Here is a 16789-nt window from a genome sequence, read left to right on the forward strand (position 1 = left end):
TTATGCCAAGTTATGCAAACCGATACATAAGTAGTTTAACCAGAGAAACGTATGCCCTAATTCTTGCCGGTGGACGTGGCTCACGTTTACATGAATTAACAGACTGGCGTGCTAAACCAGCAGTCTATTTTGGTGGTAAACACCGAATAATCGACTTTCCATTGTCGAATTGTATTAATTCAGGTATCCGTCGAGTTGGTATTGCTACTCAATATAAGTCGCACTCGTTAATTCGTCACGTAAACCGTGCATGGGGTCACTTTAAGAAAGAATTGGGTGAATCTGTAGAGATTTTACCTGCATCTCAGCGATATGGTGACGAGTGGTATTGCGGTACAGCTGATGCGGTATTCCAAAATATGGATATCATCCGTCATGAACTGCCTAAGTATGTCATGATCCTCTCTGGTGACCACGTATATTGTATGGACTACGGCGGTTTATTGGCAAAACATGTTGAGACAGGTGCTGATATGACGGTTTGTTGTATTGAAGTACCTTGCGAAGAAGCTGCAGATACATTTGGTGTAATGACGGTTGATGAAAGCAATCGTGTCCGTCGTTTTGATGAAAAGCCTGCTGAGCCAACGTCTGTACCGGGTAAACCAGGAACCTGCTTAGCATCAATGGGTAACTATATTTTCAATACTGAGTTCTTATTTGAACAATTGAAAAAAGACGCAGAAACGGAAGGCTCAGGCCGTGATTTCGGTCACGATATCATCCCAGCTATCATCGAAGAGCATAACGTGTTTGCATATCCGTTTAGAGATTCTAACACAGATGGTCAACCATACTGGCGCGATGTGGGTACGCTTGATTCATTCTGGGAAGCTAACATGGAGCTGGTAATGCCAGAGCCTCAGCTTGACCTTTATGATCCAAAATGGCCAATCTGGACTTATCAGGAGCAGTTACCACCTGCTAAGTTTATTTTTGATGATGATGACAGACGTGGAATGGCTGTTGATTCAACAGTTTCGGGTGGTTGTATTATCTCTGGCTCTAAAGTTAAAAAGTCACTGCTGTTCTCGAATGTATATGTTCACTCATTCTGTGAAATTGAAGAGTCTGTGATTTTACCTGGTGCGAAAATACAGCGAAATTGCCGAATTAGGCGTGCTATTATTGACCGTAATTGTGAGATCCCAGCAGGCCTAGAAATTGGCTACGATCACAAAGCTGACAAAGAAAATGGTTTTAGAGTCTCGAAAAAAGGGATTGTGTTGGTAACTCGTGATATGTTGAATGAACTTGCAAAAAAGTTAAAACAACAAGAACAAGATAATAAACGACTTGCTTAAGCAATCGCGTTAAATGAAAAAGGGAGGGCATGTCCCTCCCTTATTTATATTTGAATAATACCAATTCGCTTAATTAAGTATTATTGCTGATTGGTATAACAGTTTTATGGAGTACTGCAAAGCATGCATGTATTGATGGTAGCTGCAGAGAATGATGCATTACCGAATGCAAAAGTCGGTGGTGTAGCGGATGTTGTTAGAGATTGTCCTAAAGCGTTAGTAGAAAAAGGCCTTACTGTTGATGTGGTGATCCCTGATTATGGCTTTGATTATTTAGAGCGTCATCACATAGGTGTAGTGCATGTGCCATTTGCAGGTCAAATGCAAAAACTGGATGTGTGGAAGCTCGCTCAAAGTGATGAAGGTGTAACGCAACTACTTATATCTCATTGGGAATTTAGCCGCCATAATGGTGCTGTTTATTGTAATGATGAACCAGGCCGCCCATTTGCAACCGATGCAAGTAAGTTTGCTCTTTTCAACGCTGCAGTTTGCGAGGCCTTATTACAAGGGCTTATCCGCACGCCGGATGTTGTGCATTTACATGACTGGCACAGTGCCTGTGTTGCTCTATTACTAAAAACAGACAGCCGCTATAAAAAGCTATCGCACTTATTTTTAGCTTACACAGTACATAACCTTGCATTGCAAGGGATACGTCCTTTCAAAGGCGATAGCTCAAGCCTAGAAGCCTGGTTCCCAAGTTTAGGTTATAACGGCGAACGGTTATGCGATCCGCGTTATTTTGATTGCTTTAACCCAATGCGCAGCGCAATTAATTTGGTGGATAAAGTACATCTTGTATCGCCAACTTATTGCCAAGAAGTACTGCGCCCAAGTGATGCAGAAAAAGGCTTCTTTGGTGGTGAGGGGCTCGAAGCTGACTTGCGAGCTGCTTATGAACAAGGCCGCGTAGTGGGCATTCTTAATGGTTGCGAATACCCTGGAATGAAGCTTGAAGACATTAGTTTAGCGAGTCTTTATCGACATGCCGAAAGTGCATTATTTCAATGGATGGCAAAAAGTCCGGTCTTAGATTCAAGTTATTACATAGCGCATCAACGCTTACTTAAATTTAAAACTCAGCCGTTTTCAGGGCCATTAGTAACCAGTGTGGGCCGTTTAACGGACCAAAAAGCACTGTTACTTCGCCAGCCTTTTGATAAAGGACTGGTGTTAGATGAGTTGTGTCAGCGCTTAAAACAACATAACGGCTATATGATTATTTTAGGCTCAGGGGATGCTGAACTTGAGCAAATTATGACATCGGTTATGGCTCGCCAAGAAAACCTGCTATTTTTAAAAGGGTACGCACATTTTGTTGGCGAATACATGTATCACTTAGGCGATTTATTTTTAATGCCAAGTTCTTTTGAGCCATGTGGTATCAGCCAGATGTTAGCAATGCGAGCAGGCCAGCCATGTTTAGTCCATGGTGTAGGTGGTTTGCGCGATACGGTAGAGCATCATGTGAGTGGTTTTAGTTTTCAAGGTGAGAGTTTAGCATCACAAAGCTACGAACTTGTTACTAGTTTTAGCGATGCGCTTGAGCTTAAGAAATCACAACCAGAACAATGGTGTTCAATATGTGAACAGGCTAAAAATGCCCGTTTTACGTGGCAATCCGTTGCAGAAGGCTATTTATCAGGCTTATATCAATAAAAAATGCGTGATTCATGGTAATTAAGTGACTTTTTTGTCAATTTCAGCTATTAATTACTTAGTGTGAGATAAAATATAAAAAGTAGGTAAAGTGGCTGTATTTGTTGCTAGGCAAGCGGTCTTTAATCGTCGTCAACAAGTTGTCGCCTATGAGCTACTATTTAGAGATAGTTTAAAAAATAGTTTTCCTGATGTGTCAGAGAGTACGGCAACGGCTCGGCTGATTATGGAAAACCAGCTCAATTTAGGTACCCGTCATATTACGTCGGGCAAAAAAGCATTAATTAATATAGGTCCAGAGTCTTTGAAGCTGGACCTTTGCGCGTTTTTGCCAACTCAAGATGTGGTGATTGAGTTACTCGAAACTATGGAACCTACCGACGAAAATTACGAATATTGTCGCGAGCTTTTTCACAATAACTACAAGTTGGCACTGGATGATTTTGTCTACCAACCTGAGTGGGATCGCTTTTTAAAACTTATTCGTCTTATCAAGTTTGATGTTCAGCAAACACCCTTTGAAGAAATTGCCCCTGTTGTAAATAAGCTTAAAAAACATAAAAAAATAAAGCTTTTGGCTGAAAAGCTTGAAACAGCCGATGATTACGACAAAGCATATAAAATGGGCTTTGATTTCTTTCAAGGTTATTTCTTTGCTAAACCCAAAATGATTCAGCATCGCGATATTGATTACAACTACGCGCTGGTATTATCAATTTATGCTGAAGTCATGCGCCCAGATCCAAACATTAGCGAAATTGCAGGTTTGTTCTCGTTAGATACCGCACTTGCTTATAAATTGCTACGCTTAATTAATAGCGGCGTGTTTCCTATCAAAAGTAAAATTGGCTCTCTAAAACAAGCGCTTGTATATTTAGGACATGAACGACTGAAAAAGTTTGTAAGCCTAATTATTACTGCCCACAGTGCCCAGTCAAAACCAGCCGAGCTTACTCGGCTTTGTGTTGTTAGAGCGCGCTTTTGCGAATTAATAGCGCAGCGTGTTGCTAAGCAACAAACTGGTGAGGCATTTTTAACGGGACTGTTTTCGTTGCTCGATGCCATATTAGATCAGCCAATGGAAAAGCTATTGGATCGATTGCCGTTTCCTGACGAAATTCATGCCGCTCTCATGCAAGAAAAAAATATTCTCTACTACATACTAGAGACTGTCAAAGCGTACGAAACTGGTAGTTGGTGGGCACTCGAACAGGCTGTTGCCTATCTAAGTATTGAAAGTGCTGACCTTCCCAAGATATACGAAAATGCAGTAAATTGGAGCGATAGCTGCAGGCAAAACCTATAAGGGATTTATGCGCAATATAAATATGGATGTTTTACGAGGTATTGCGGTACTCGGCTTGATGTTTATGAACATCTACACCTTTGCTGTGTTTGAGTATGATTATACCCCAAGTGCTACGCCACCATTTTCAGATTCACTCATTCACACCATAAATACAGTGTTTATCGATGGGCGCTTTAGGAGCCTTTTTTGCTTGTTATTTGGTGCGTCTTTAGTTATTCAATGGCAGCTTTGGCAAAGCGTCGAGAAGCAACATAAGCGGCTAAAAGTTTTGGCTTTTATTGGCCTTGCCCATGGCTTTTTATTGTGGGCTGGCGATATTTTGTTTATTTATGCTTGTGCAGGCTGGTTAACCCTTAAATTTAGCCAGCAAGATAACGAAAAAATACTGCGTATGGGCATGTTGTTCTTAGTTCTCGGTGCCTTTATTTCATTTTTACTTGCCTTTGTAGAGCCTGAGTTTAGCCCTGTAACGAGAAGCTCTGAGAGTTTTTTAATGGCGTATGACGCGGCTTATTCTTCTTATTTTGCAGGATTCGTCAGTAACTTTTTGATTTTTATAATAATGCTTATTGCTGTGCCGCTTATCACTATGTGGATGACTGCAGGGTTAATGCTGGTTGGCGTTTATTTATATAAACAAGGGGTATTTGTTAAAGGTTTAACACACTCTCAGCTTAAATTGATTGTTCCGGCAGCGATAAGTTTAACGGCTCTAAGGTTGATGATAGAGCCTGACCAAAGTGTATTCATGTACGCGGTTGCTGAGCCAATTAATTGGCTTGCTGCTTTAGCTATGGCCATTTGTTATTGCCACATCATTGTGAAAATAGTTAAAAACTCCCCCAGTAACTGGTTATTGCTACAGCAAGCTGGTCGCATGTCATTAACGCTGTATCTAATGCAAACAGTGATTTTTATCCTGTTTTTTAAAGTCGCATACCCAACCGCAGCACTTAATTTTGATCGCATAGATTATTGGTTGGTTATTGCTATTGTGCTTGTTTTTCAATTGTTTTTTTGTAAAGTGTATAGTCAGTACTTTACACATGGTCCGTGTGAATTAATTTGGCGGAAATTGTCTAGATAATTCCTCGTATACTACAATCAAAGAAAAACAAAGCGGAGTGGTAATGCGAGTTTGCTTGTTGGTTTTTACATTGCTTTGCTGTTCACCACTTTATGCTGGCGAGCAATTCTCTGTGCTGTTAGTTAATCCCTCTGTTAAAAGCGATGTATTTTGGCAAAAAGTGACTGATGTGATGCAGGTTGCTGCCAAGCAAAATAATGTTTCCCTCACAACAATTTATGGTGGTGGAAATCGCCACATTCAATTAGCCGAACTAAAACAATACCTGCAATATAACCCTAAACCTGATTACGCAATTTTAATCAATTACCCAGGTGGCGCAGAGCAGTCAATGAGCTTGCTTGAACAACACAAAGTACAATTTATCACCCTTGAAGAAACGATTGTTGGCGTAGAGCGAGACGAAGTCGGTAAACCCCGTCAGCGTTTTAAATATTGGTTAGGTGAAGTATTTCACGATAACTTCAAAGCGGGTGAACAACTTGGCAAAGCCTTACTTGATGAGGCAAAAAATGCGCAGCAAACGCCTCACTTTGTCGCTATCAATGGCCATTATGGCACTGAATCTGACACCCGTAGTGACGGCCTTGTTCATTATTTACGAAAACAAGATGTTGAGCTTGAGCAAGTTGTGTATGCAAATTGGAGTAAGCAGGAGGCCGCTAATAAAGTGAGCCGATTATTACAACGACACCCAGATACGAATGTGATTTGGTGCGCCTCTGATTTAATGGCACAAGGTGCTCTTGAAGCAGTAAAAGGTGAAACAGATAGAGTCTATTTCATCGGTGGCATTGATTGGCTTGATGATAATTTAGACTTAATTGAACAGCAAAAACTCACGGCCAGTGTTGGCGGGCATTTTATGATGGGAGCGTGGGCACTAATTAGCGTTATCGATCATCATAATGGTAACCCTTATTGGAAAAACCACGATGCGATTAAGTTTCAGCTTGGGGTGATCACAAAGCACAATATTCAAAGTTACAGCTGGCTAAGAAACATCAAAGATTGGTCGGTAATCCCTTTTGAAACCTTCTTATTGCAAAACAGCAAAAGCACTGAGTACGCATTCGATTTTGATACACTACATAGTTTATTGAGCGAAAAGCCCAAAAACGCAGCACTACACTAAAAGTGCAGTGAAAGAGCCTAGATTCTACCTAGCTTGGTAAAGGCTTCTGGTATAAACTAGCGGCTTTAAAATCCAGACAGAAGTGTGCCATGACAGAGTTAAAGCGATTAAATAAATTTATCAGTGAAACAGGTTTTTGTTCACGCCGTGAGGCAGATAAATATATTGAAGAAGGTCGTGTTACTGTTAACGGCAACTTGCCTGAAATGGGCGTAAAAGTTAGTGACGCCGATGATGTACTTATAGATGGCAAACCTTTAAAAGCAAAGCCTAAGCTGGTTTATATTGCCTATAACAAACCAGTTGGTATTACTTGTACGACTGAGCGAAAAATCCAAAGCAATATTGTTAAAGCAGTTAATTATCCAGAACGTATTTTCCCAATCGGACGCTTAGATAGACCTTCAGAAGGCTTAATTTTCTTAACTAACGAAGGCGACATCGTTAATAAAATTCTTCGTGCTGGTAATAATCATGAAAAAGAATACGTAGTGACCGTTGATAAACCACTTAATCGTCAGTTCGTGAATAAGATGGCAAACGGTATTCCTATCCTCGATACAGTTACTAAAAAGTGTAAGGTTAAACAAACTGGCCCACAGCAATTTACCATAGTGCTAACACAAGGCTTAAACCGCCAAATACGCCGTATGTGTGAATATTTAGGTTATGAAGTGGTGACTCTAAAGCGCACTCGAATTATGAACGTGACCCTAAAGGGTTTAAAAGTAGGGCAGTGGCGTCACTTAACCGAACAAGAAATGGCTGAGATCAATAACTCAATTGCCGACTCAGGTAAAACGGAAGAGCGTTCGATTGATGAAAACAAACAGCCAACGCAAGCTCGTGCTAAGCAAAAGCCACGCAATGAAGAAGAAAAAAAGCGCGACTTTTCTAAATACGTGAAAAAAGCACGCAGTGATGCTAAGCAAGGTCAATCAAGAGCAAAGGCTGGCAATTCACATTCATCAAAACCAAATCAAACTAAGCGTAGCAGTACTAAACGCACAGGCACATTAAGTCTGAAAAAGTAAGCTCAGCGCATTAGAGCTCTGGCTAGTATTTATTTTAATTAGTTACCTTCAGCGTTCTAAATGATACTGATTTCAACCCTAGCCTTCATTAGGGTCAATGGCATCAGCTTTAAGACGGACTATTTTCTGTTGAAACTCTTTTTTAGTGAGTTTTTTCGCGATAATATCGTTAAGTTGATGTTTGTTTACAATGAAAAGCTCTTTCGTATTGTCATCTTCAAATAGTAATTGTGCTACTTCATTGTTTTTAACGCTTGCTTCAATCAATTTGAATCCATTCACAATCAAGTTAGGTCTAAAATACAGAGCAATCTGACTGTTTTGTGGAAAGTCGAAATGAGATTCAACAGTCGTGGTTGAAACAGAATCACACCCGAGCTCTAAATCGGGTGATTGTTGCCCTTCACAAATATCTGCGATTGGTGTGCCTATTTCCCCAAAAATCCATCTTGAGTTAAATATCAATCCATTTTGCCCTTCAATTGCTAAAACAGCATCATATAAACTTTCAACGGCAACGTGAAAAGCTACATTAGACTCATGCTGATAGTATGTATTTTCATTGGCACTTAAAGTGCTACTGAGTATTGCAATCAATAAGTAAAAACCATTTCTAAACATCTCAATCCTTCAAGTATTAAATCAGCAGCAATAGGTTAGCACACAAGCTGATAGGTTAATCATTAAATAGACACCCACTTTAAATAACAAAAAGCCCACCATAAATGGACATCCACATTAATGCTAATCATTAAACAGACACCCACTTTAAACAAACCTTTTGGCAGCTAAGAGCATACTTGCTAAGGTACTCTCACTGATAGGTTGACTTATTTAATAAAGCTGGTGCTAATTCTAGGTAGTTAGTGTTGATATTTGGAGAGGCTGAACCGGTTTTATTTGTATAGCATTTTTTAAAAGGTTGTTGATGGTTTGAATCAGGTGAAAAAATAAATGTTATTTACTTTTCTTGTAATCTCATTTTTGGGATTTATATATTTTAAGTTATTTGCGAGGAAAAGAAGTGGGCTTGCGATTTGGCTATTTTATATTTCTGCCGTCATTTTTGGCGTCTTTTCGATGAATGCTTTCATGGAGAGTGAAGAAATGTTTTACCTTGGAATTTTCTCTTTTTTTATCTTCGTAATTACTATTTATTTGATGAGTGTGAGAATAAAAAATAAGTAGAAGCGCGTCTTTCCATTTCCCATTTGTTACCTTTAAAAAGCTATCAAGCACAGTTAACCTCAGTAGAACTGATGAGCACTTGCTGACATTTGCAGTACAATCAGTGCCATTAAGTTAAATAGACACCCACTTTATTCACAACCATAACTAGACCACCATAAATGGACACCCACTTTAAAAGTAACTAGACACCCACCTTAAATAACAAAATACTTATGCTAGACACAGGCGAGCTCTCGTCATCCGACTTTACCGAGAATAATAAATAAGTTAAAAATTGATAGCTGACCAATTTTGCACGACTAATAAACAGGGTTATCAATGGCTAGCTTTCAGAATGCATTTATCTTTATTGCATCCCTATTGTTTGTTGGTTATGGGGTGTTGGGGTTATTAACGAATAAAATTCGTGTAGGTAGCCGAAGTTATACAGGGAGCATTAGCACCATTTATAAGCACCAAGAACCAGTGCGCTTTTATTTTTGGTGTTGCTTATTTTTATTTGCTGGCTGTGGCGGATTTTATTACCTTTTAAAATAATAGGTAATAAAGAAAAAGCCCTAACAGTTTGCTGATAGGGCTTTTGGTTGAGAGTCAATCTGTATTAATTAGCGTGACGCTGTTTAGGTACTCTGATCTTAAACAGCATGGTATAGAGCACAGGAACAACAATTAGTGTCAGCACTGTCGCAAAACCAAGACCAAACATAATGGTTACCGCCATTGACTGGAAGAACACGTCAAATAGCAGTGGGATCATGCCTAAGATGGTCGTAATTGCAGCCATCGCTACAGGACGAACACGGCTTACACCAGAGTCGAATACTGCTTTGTAAGGGTCTTTACCACTATCTAGTTCAAGGTTAATTTGATCAACTAATACAATGCCGTTTTTGATGAGCATACCGCTTAAGCTCAGTAAGCCAAGCAATGCCATAAAGCTAAATGCTGCATTCATTAGTAATAAACCAGCTGATACACCCACAATGGCTAGTGGCACTGTTGCCCAAATCACTAAAGGCTTTTTAACTGAATTGAATAGTAATACAGTTATAGCGAACATAGCTAAGTAACCAAGAGGTAATGAGCCGAAAATAGCTTTTTGCGCATCTGTTGATGACTCATACTCGCCGCCCCATTGCAATTCATAGCCACGAGGTAGTTCAATAGCTTCTATGTCTTTGCGAACACGTGCAAACAGTTTTGCAGGAGTTTCATCGCCAATAACATCGTGATCGGCCATTACAGTGATGGTGCGCTTACGGTCACGTCGCATGATCAAGCTGTCTTCCCACTCAACAACAAAATCATCAACTACTTGTGTCACCGGTACAAACACACCTAACACTGGGCTGTAAATTTGTAAGTCACGCAAGCTTTCAACGTTTAAGCGCTCTTCAGCTGGTGAGCGAGCAATAATTGGCAGCATTTGCGTGCCGTCTTTATATACGCCCACTTGTTTACCCGATAAGCTAGTTAACAGCAGTTGATCAAGGTCAGATTTAGCAATCCCTAAACGACGGGCTTTTTGCTCGTTAAATTGCGGACGAATTAACTTCGAGCGAGCACGCCAATCGTCACGAATATTAAATGCCCCCGCATCTTGATGCAGAATGTCTTTTGCCTGTTTTGCTAATTGGCGAAGTACCACAGGATCAGCACCAGAAAAACGCGCTTCAATTTTGGCATCTGTTGATGGGCCAATTTCCATACGTTTAACTTTAAGCTGAGCATCAAGTACATGTTCGTGTTGGTAATCGCGTACTTTTTTGATCATGGTTGTAACAGCTTCGCGGTCTTTTACTCGAATAATCAATTGCCCATAGGCTGGGTATGATTTTTCAGGTGCGTAAGTCAGCATAAAACGCGGTGCACCTTGACCAACAGTTGTGGTTATTTCTTCAACTAATGGGTCGGCTTGTAAAAATTTTTCTAGCTTTGCAACACCATCCATTGTGGTATGAATATCAGCGCCTTGCGTATGCCAATAATCAACATAAAACATAGGAGTATTCGATGCTGGGAAGAATGACTGCTTGATAAATTTAAAGCCATAAACTGAGCTAACAAGCAGGATCACCATCAGCAGTAGCGTAGTTTTACGGTACCGCATTGCTGTATGCAACACGCCTTTATAAACATTGAAAATAACACCTTGATAAGGGTCTTCATCGTGATGCGGCTGTTTTTCAGTGGCTTGTTTAAACATTAAATCAGCGAAGAAAGGCGTTAAAGTAATGGCTGTGATCCAGCTAAGTAACAATGAAATAAACAACACCCAGAACAAGCTGCCGGCAAACTCACCACTGGCATCTGAACTTAAGCCAATCGGTGCAAAGGCAGTAATAGCGATAACCGTAGCCCCCAGTAATGGCCACTTGGTTTGATTAACAATGTTAGTCGCCGCTTGCAGTTTTGTTTGTCCGCGTTTTAGGTTTATTAATATACCTTCGGTAACCACAATGGCATTATCAACCAGCATCCCTAAGGCTATAATCAAGGCACCTAATGAGATCCGCTGTAAATCAATGGCAAACAACTTCATGAAAATGAAGGTACCTAGTACAGTCAGCAGGAGTATTACACCAATCAATACGCCGCTCTTAAAGCCCATAAAAACTAAAAGCACGACAATAACAATAGCAACAGCTTCAAGTAGGCTGATAATAAAGCCACTTACTGACTTTTCTACTTCAGCAGGTTGGTTATAAACGCTGTTTATTTCCATACCATGTGGTCGTTGATATTCTAGTGACGCTAAATGGGCATCAATATTTGCGCCTACATCAACAACGTTAACGCCTGTGCTAAATGACACGCCAACCAGTAATACTTGCTGTTGGTTATAGCGAATAATATTGTTAGGGACTTCGGCGTACTCACGAAAAACGGTAGCAACATCACCTAAGTAAATAAGCTCATTTTCACCTGGTTTTGAAATTAGTAGGTTTTCGAGCTCTTTTACGTCTTTAAATTCACCAGTTGGGTGTAAGCGAATTGATTCGTCGCCAACGCGGACTTTACCTGCGTTCGACACGCTATTTTGAGTTTGTAAAAGCTGATAAATACGATTAGGGGAAATACCTAACTGGGCAAGCTTGCGGGTTGAAATCTCAACCATGACTTGTGCTTGTTGCTCCCCACCCACGGTTACTTTACTAACGCCATCAACCAAAACAAGCTCACGTTTTAAATAATCAACGTAATCTTTAAGCTCATCGTAAGAATAACCATCACCAGTGACTGCATACATCACTCCGTATACATCACCAAAGTCGTCCATAATCTTGCTTGGATAAACACCAGAGGGCATAGACGATGCCTGATCATTGATTTTGCGACGCAACTCGTCCCATATTTGACGTAAGTCTTGTTTACGATAATTGCTTTTCATCTCGACGGTAATTTGAGATTTACCCGGTGATGAAATACTGGTTACGTAATCAACATACGGTAGCTGTTGAATTGCATTTTCAATAGGGAAGGTGACTTCTTCTTCAACCTGCTGTGGTGACGCGCCCGGATAAAGGGTGATCACCATGGCTTTTTTTAGGGTGAATTCAGGATCTTCTAGTTGTCCTAAGCCAAAGTAAGCGACCGTTCCACCAATCAGTAAAAACAGCGCGAACATCCAGCTAATGACTTTTCTTTCAATAGCGAGTGCAGCAAAGCTCATTATAAGCCTCGCTCTTTTTGCCATGGACGCACTTTCATGCCTTCTTCTAAAAAGTGCACGCCAGCAGCCACAACGATTTGGCCTTCTTTAATACCTGAGAGTACTTCAATGCCATCACGGTGTAATTGGCCAACTTCAACAGCTTGCTTGTGCACTAGACCGGTGTTTTCGTTATAAAGCCACACATAGCTGTTGTCGTTTTCAGACTCGGTAGGTTCTGAGAATACCGCCTCAACAGGCAGTAGTGTATAAGGTGATTGTGAACTGGTGATTTTGCTTAAGTCTATATCAACGCGGCCTGTCATACCGGCAAGTAGATTAAAATCTTCTGGCACAGGTAATGAAAATACAACTTTATACGTTAAAGTAATTGGGTCGGCTTGGGTATCAAACTCTTTAACTGTTAATTGATATGACTTGTTTGGGTAACCATCAAATACAACTTCAGGTTGGTAATGTACGTCTTTATCGATACGTGCAATGAGCTTTTCAGGCACTTGAATAACCACGTCCATTAGATCGCGAGTTTCAAGGCGAAGGATGTTTTGTTTTGCTTGAATGTTTTCAAAGTTTTTTACAAACACCTTTGCCACAGTACCTGCGAATGGCGCGCGTAATTCACTATTATCTAGGTTGGTTTTGGCAATTTTTAGCGCTGACTCAGCAACCTGTTTATTGGCAAGGGCTTGGTCTAACTCAGATTGACTAGCTATAGAGCGGTTAAAAAGCTTTTGCACACGCTCAAGTTGAGACGCTGCAAGTTCAAAACGTGCTTTACGCTCTTCATACTGCAGTTGAAAATCTTCAGGATCCAGTTTTGCTAAAAGCTCTCCTTTTTCAACGTGTTGGCCCGCAAGAGCAGGGAACTCAAGTAACTCACCATTTACTCTAAAAGCGAGATAAGAACCTTGGTTAGCAACAACTTCAGCAGGAAAGCTGCGAATGCTTTGTTCTGAATTATTGCCAATATTAAAAAGTTTAACAGGACGTACTACCGGCTCTGCTTCATCTTGCTGTGCTTGCTCTGAACATGCCGCAAGAAGCAAAAACATGCTGCTCATTAACGCGGCGGTTGCCAATCTCATTGTCTTCTCCATAGATAAGAAAGCATAAATTTGCTGCAGGATACGCTGCAAAGATATAAAATAAAAATTATTAAATTTTAGAAACAGCATAAATTTTATTTATATAGTTTGCCATTAATGAATTTAAATCAATTAATCATTCTAGATGCTATTGTGCAAAGCTCTAGTTTGAGCCAAGCCGCACTTAAATTGCATAAGACTCAACCTGCGCTCACGTTAGCTATTAAGAAGCTAGAATCAGAGCTAGGGTTTGAGCTACTAGACCGAAGCCAATACAGGTTACATTTAACTGAGAAGGGCCGTATTTTTTATCGTGAGGCCAAGCAATTACTTAATGCAAACAGTGAGTTAAGCTCACTTGCAAAAGAGCTGGCACTAGGTAATGAAGCCAATTATAAAATTTGTTACGAGCAACTTTGCCATCAAAACAGTTATAACCAAGTGATCAGCCAAACCTTCAAACGCTTTGCTAGTACTGAGTTTAGTATTTCTTCAGGCAAGCGCTTTGTATCTCTAGAGCAGGTTAATAGTCATCAGGCTGATTTAGGAATAGGCCCTTGGTTTGATTTGTTTCATGCAACAGGGGATCTCGAAAGTTTACCGATTGGTAAATTTGATATAGGTATTGTTAGCGCGCCTGATGTAGTGCCAAGTGAAATCAGCTTTGCTGATATTCAAAACTACCCGTGTTTGGCCATGTTTGAAAGCGACTTGAGTTTTGACAGTGATAGGCTTTCTTATACGCTAGGCTCTGCATTAATGAAAATTGACGATATAAGCAGTGTTAAGTCGTTTTTGCTCTCTGGTGCGGGCTGGGCAATGATCAGTTTGCAACATTGCCAAGCCGAAATCGATGCTGGTTTATTGCAGCAAATTAAAATTGTTGATCGTGAACACCAGTTTGGTGCAGAAATTCGTGTATTTAGACAGCACTCAGTTCATCACGGCCCTGTTGCAAGAGCTATTTGGCAGGATTTTAGCGAGGTCAGTAAACAGTATTTGGAGTCGAGTCGTGCAGCAGGCAACTAAAGAAGATTTAATTTATACCATTATTTGTGCCATTCCTGAGGGGAAAGTAGCCAGTTATGGACAAGTAGCAAAGCTTGCGGGATACCCCAATAATTCAAGACTAGTGGGGCGGTTATTAAAAGTGATGCCCGAGGGCTCAAGTATTCCATGGCATCGAGTGGTTAATAGCCAAGGTAAAATATCGTTTCCAGAAGGCAGCAATAAACACCTTGAGCAACGACAAAAACTACTCAGTGAAGGTGTTACGTTTAATAAGGCTAAAATTAATATGCGCCTGCATCAATGGGACTAATAAACATACAAACTAATTGATAAGTAGTGACAAACACAGCCAACTAGCACGAATACATGCCAAACTGCATGGCTGTAATGGCGGGTTTTAGCGCTGTAAAACACAGTGCCTAAACTGTAGGCAATCCCGCCAGCTAGCAGCCACCATAAAGCGCTTAAATCGAGATTCAAATAAAGTGGATAAACAAGTGCTAATGCAAACCAACCCATTAATAAATAGGTAGCGAGAGAGACCTTTTTATTCGTGTTTTTGACCAGTAATTTATATGCAACCCCACCAAGCGCTAAAGTCCAAATAAACACCAAAGCAGCAATTGCCCAAGCCCCAGATAACGAAATAACCAAATAAGGCGTATACGTACCGGCAATAAGCAAGTAAATTGCACAGTGGTCACATTTTTTATAAATGGATCGTATACGATCTCTGGTACTGGCGTGATATAAGGTCGAGGCTAAAAATAATACCAGTAGGCTTGAGCCGTACACGATGGCACTTACCGTAGCTGACACAACGTTAGATTGTGAAATTAAGTCCCACAGTACATATACCGCAAACAGGACTCCCATGCCGTGAGTAAGCACGTTAAGTTGTTCTTCTTGGCGTGAATAAGGGAGTTGTTCTGTCATATCTATCTACTAAAAATGAGTGAATAAAACATTTTCAGTGTACAAGTGTGCGCTGAAGTTGGCAATGCTTATTTTTTCGCTAAATATTGGTCAAAATATTTAAATTCGTTGGTTTTATTAACCAACACTGAATAAGCTTAAAAAATAAATTAATTTTTAATCCATTAAAAATCAATGATTTAAAATTTATTTTCAGGGTGGCACAACCTTTGATTAAGTAATTACGACTAATTACTTAAAGAGACAAGGAATACCACTATGAATAACTCACTTAAATTAACTACTGCTGCGTTACTTGTATTAGGGTCAACTCAAGCAAGTGCTACTGACTTTGAATTAGATATCAGCAACACAATTACACAATCTGTTAAAAGCTATGTTCAACAAGCAAGTAACGAGTTGAAGGAAAGCGTAATGAACAGCATTGAGTTTGATGCTCAAAAGTTACTAGATACTTACATGAGTGAAGATGCAATTGCTTCTAAAGAAGAAGAGTTAAAAGTTGCTCAAGCTCCTAAAGCAACAAACAAGCAGTAAGGAAACAAGACAATGAGTAGTGAAATCAGCTTATTTTTACTTATGGTTGCACCGGTTTTGAGTTTACTCAGTGCATATGCATCTATCGAATTATTTCGTAACGTTGCACAATGGTTCAACTTCTAAGGTACAAAGTAGATATTAAGATTTCATGAAATATTGATCGGCGGATTAAAAGCGCACGTAATTAAAGGCATGTGGTTTTAGAATAGTAGACTTTATGAAGCGTGCGATTTTTCCTTTACCGGTTTTTATTTTACCTGAAGGGTTCACCAAGCTAAGAATTTTTGAACAGCGTTACTTAACGATGGTCAAAGAAGCTGTACAAGATAACACTGGTTTTGTGCTGTGCACTTACCAACACGATACAGATCTTAACTTGCCCGAAATTGGTTGTTTAGTGCAAATAACCGACTTCAATCAAGATGATAATGGTCAATTATTAATTGATGTTTATGCTGAGCATGCAGTGTCTATGCATAACGCTTTTCAGGATAAGCAGCAACTTCGACATGCTGACATCGAAATAATTACGTCACCTTCATGGTACGTAAGCACGCCAATTAATGACGAAAACACTTTATTGAGTGACACACTTCGTGCTGTATTTGCAAATCAGCCGGATTTAGCAGGCCTATATAAAGCCCCACAATTCGATAACCTTGCTTGGGTTGTTGCCCGCTGGCTTGAAATTTTACCTATATCGTTAGTTAAAAAACAACAACTTGCTTATAAATCTAACTTTGAAAACTTGCTAAGTTTCCTCCATACTCTAATCAACAACGAATTTACTGATTAATGTGATCTAACATCAACTTTTTGCCG

General features: G+C 40.0%; 14 protein-coding genes. 10 read left to right on the forward strand and 4 right to left on the reverse strand.

Annotation, left to right across the window (positions count from 1 at the left end):
- Positions 1–2: 2 nt before the first annotated feature.
- The 6 genes from glgC (at position 3) to rluF (ending at position 7531) form a co-directional block, all read left to right on the forward strand.
- Complete coding sequence (gene glgC, locus AUR67_RS03390; RefSeq protein ID WP_054562381.1) at positions 3–1304, forward strand: glucose-1-phosphate adenylyltransferase; 1302 nt, start codon at positions 3–5, stop codon at positions 1302–1304.
- 123 nt (positions 1305–1427) lie between these two features.
- A complete protein-coding gene (locus AUR67_RS03395; protein WP_058584130.1) occupies positions 1428–2966 on the forward strand; it encodes a glycogen synthase in 1539 nt (512 codons plus the stop codon).
- Between the two features lie 91 nt (positions 2967–3057).
- Positions 3058–4272, forward strand: coding sequence for an EAL and HDOD domain-containing protein (locus AUR67_RS03400; protein WP_054562379.1), 1215 nt, complete (start codon positions 3058–3060; stop codon positions 4270–4272).
- A gap of 22 nt (positions 4273–4294) precedes the next feature.
- Positions 4295–5362 carry a DUF418 domain-containing protein gene (locus tag AUR67_RS03405; RefSeq protein WP_058584131.1) on the forward strand — a complete coding sequence of 356 codons (1068 nt, stop codon included), beginning with the start codon at positions 4295–4297 and terminating at the stop codon, positions 5360–5362.
- A 43-nt stretch (positions 5363–5405) separates the two neighbouring features.
- The gene (locus AUR67_RS03410; protein ID WP_058584132.1) at positions 5406–6497 is read left to right on the forward strand and encodes an ABC transporter substrate-binding protein; all 1092 of its coding nucleotides are present in this window, start codon (positions 5406–5408) and stop codon (positions 6495–6497) included.
- Between the two features lie 89 nt (positions 6498–6586).
- Entirely contained in the window at positions 6587–7531 is a 945-nt protein-coding gene (gene rluF / locus AUR67_RS03415) for a 23S rRNA pseudouridine(2604) synthase RluF (RefSeq protein WP_058584133.1), read from the forward strand.
- A gap of 78 nt (positions 7532–7609) precedes the next feature.
- Here rluF and AUR67_RS03420 read toward each other — a convergent pair whose 3' ends face one another.
- From AUR67_RS03420 to AUR67_RS03440, 3 genes are all read right to left on the reverse strand, one after another.
- The gene (locus tag AUR67_RS03420) at positions 7610–8152 is read right to left on the reverse strand and encodes a hypothetical protein (RefSeq protein ID WP_058584134.1); all 543 of its coding nucleotides are present in this window, start codon (positions 8150–8152) and stop codon (positions 7610–7612) included.
- Between the two features lie 1171 nt (positions 8153–9323).
- On the reverse strand, positions 9324–12395 hold the full coding sequence (locus AUR67_RS03435) for an efflux RND transporter permease subunit (protein ID WP_058584137.1): 3072 nt from the start codon (positions 12393–12395) through the stop codon (positions 9324–9326).
- Entirely contained in the window at positions 12395–13480 is a 1086-nt protein-coding gene (locus tag AUR67_RS03440; protein ID WP_058584138.1) for an efflux RND transporter periplasmic adaptor subunit, read from the reverse strand. Before AUR67_RS03440 ends, AUR67_RS03435 begins: the two co-directional genes overlap by 1 nt.
- 117 nt (positions 13481–13597) lie before the next feature.
- Between AUR67_RS03440 and AUR67_RS03445 the strand changes: the two genes are divergently transcribed.
- Together AUR67_RS03445 and AUR67_RS03450 are read left to right on the forward strand one after the other, a co-directional pair.
- Positions 13598–14509 carry a LysR family transcriptional regulator gene (locus tag AUR67_RS03445; RefSeq protein ID WP_058584139.1) on the forward strand — a complete coding sequence of 304 codons (912 nt, stop codon included), beginning with the start codon at positions 13598–13600 and terminating at the stop codon, positions 14507–14509.
- Positions 14493–14801 (forward strand): MGMT family protein, encoded by a 309-nt coding sequence (locus AUR67_RS03450; RefSeq protein ID WP_054562368.1) that lies wholly within the window; start codon positions 14493–14495, stop codon positions 14799–14801. The genes AUR67_RS03445 and AUR67_RS03450 overlap by 17 nt, the downstream gene beginning before the upstream one ends.
- On the opposite strand, the gene trhA is transcribed toward AUR67_RS03450, so the two are convergent.
- Positions 14798–15427 (reverse strand): PAQR family membrane homeostasis protein TrhA, encoded by a 630-nt coding sequence (gene trhA / locus AUR67_RS03455; RefSeq protein ID WP_058584140.1) that lies wholly within the window; start codon positions 15425–15427, stop codon positions 14798–14800. The two genes, AUR67_RS03450 and trhA, sit on opposite strands and share 4 nt — an antisense overlap.
- A 258-nt stretch (positions 15428–15685) precedes the next feature.
- On the opposite strand from trhA, the gene AUR67_RS03460 reads away from it, so the two are divergent.
- Together AUR67_RS03460 and AUR67_RS03465 are read left to right on the forward strand one after the other, a co-directional pair.
- Positions 15686–15964, forward strand: coding sequence for a hypothetical protein (locus AUR67_RS03460; RefSeq protein WP_054562366.1), 279 nt, complete (start codon positions 15686–15688; stop codon positions 15962–15964).
- Between the two features lie 220 nt (positions 15965–16184).
- Positions 16185–16763: an LON peptidase substrate-binding domain-containing protein gene (locus AUR67_RS03465; RefSeq protein ID WP_055021069.1), complete on the forward strand. Its 579-nt coding sequence runs from the start codon at positions 16185–16187 to the stop codon at positions 16761–16763.
- Positions 16764–16789 lie beyond the last annotated feature (26 nt).

The organism is Pseudoalteromonas sp. XI10 (assembly GCF_001469895.1).
Taxonomy (GTDB): domain Bacteria; phylum Pseudomonadota; class Gammaproteobacteria; order Enterobacterales; family Alteromonadaceae; genus Pseudoalteromonas.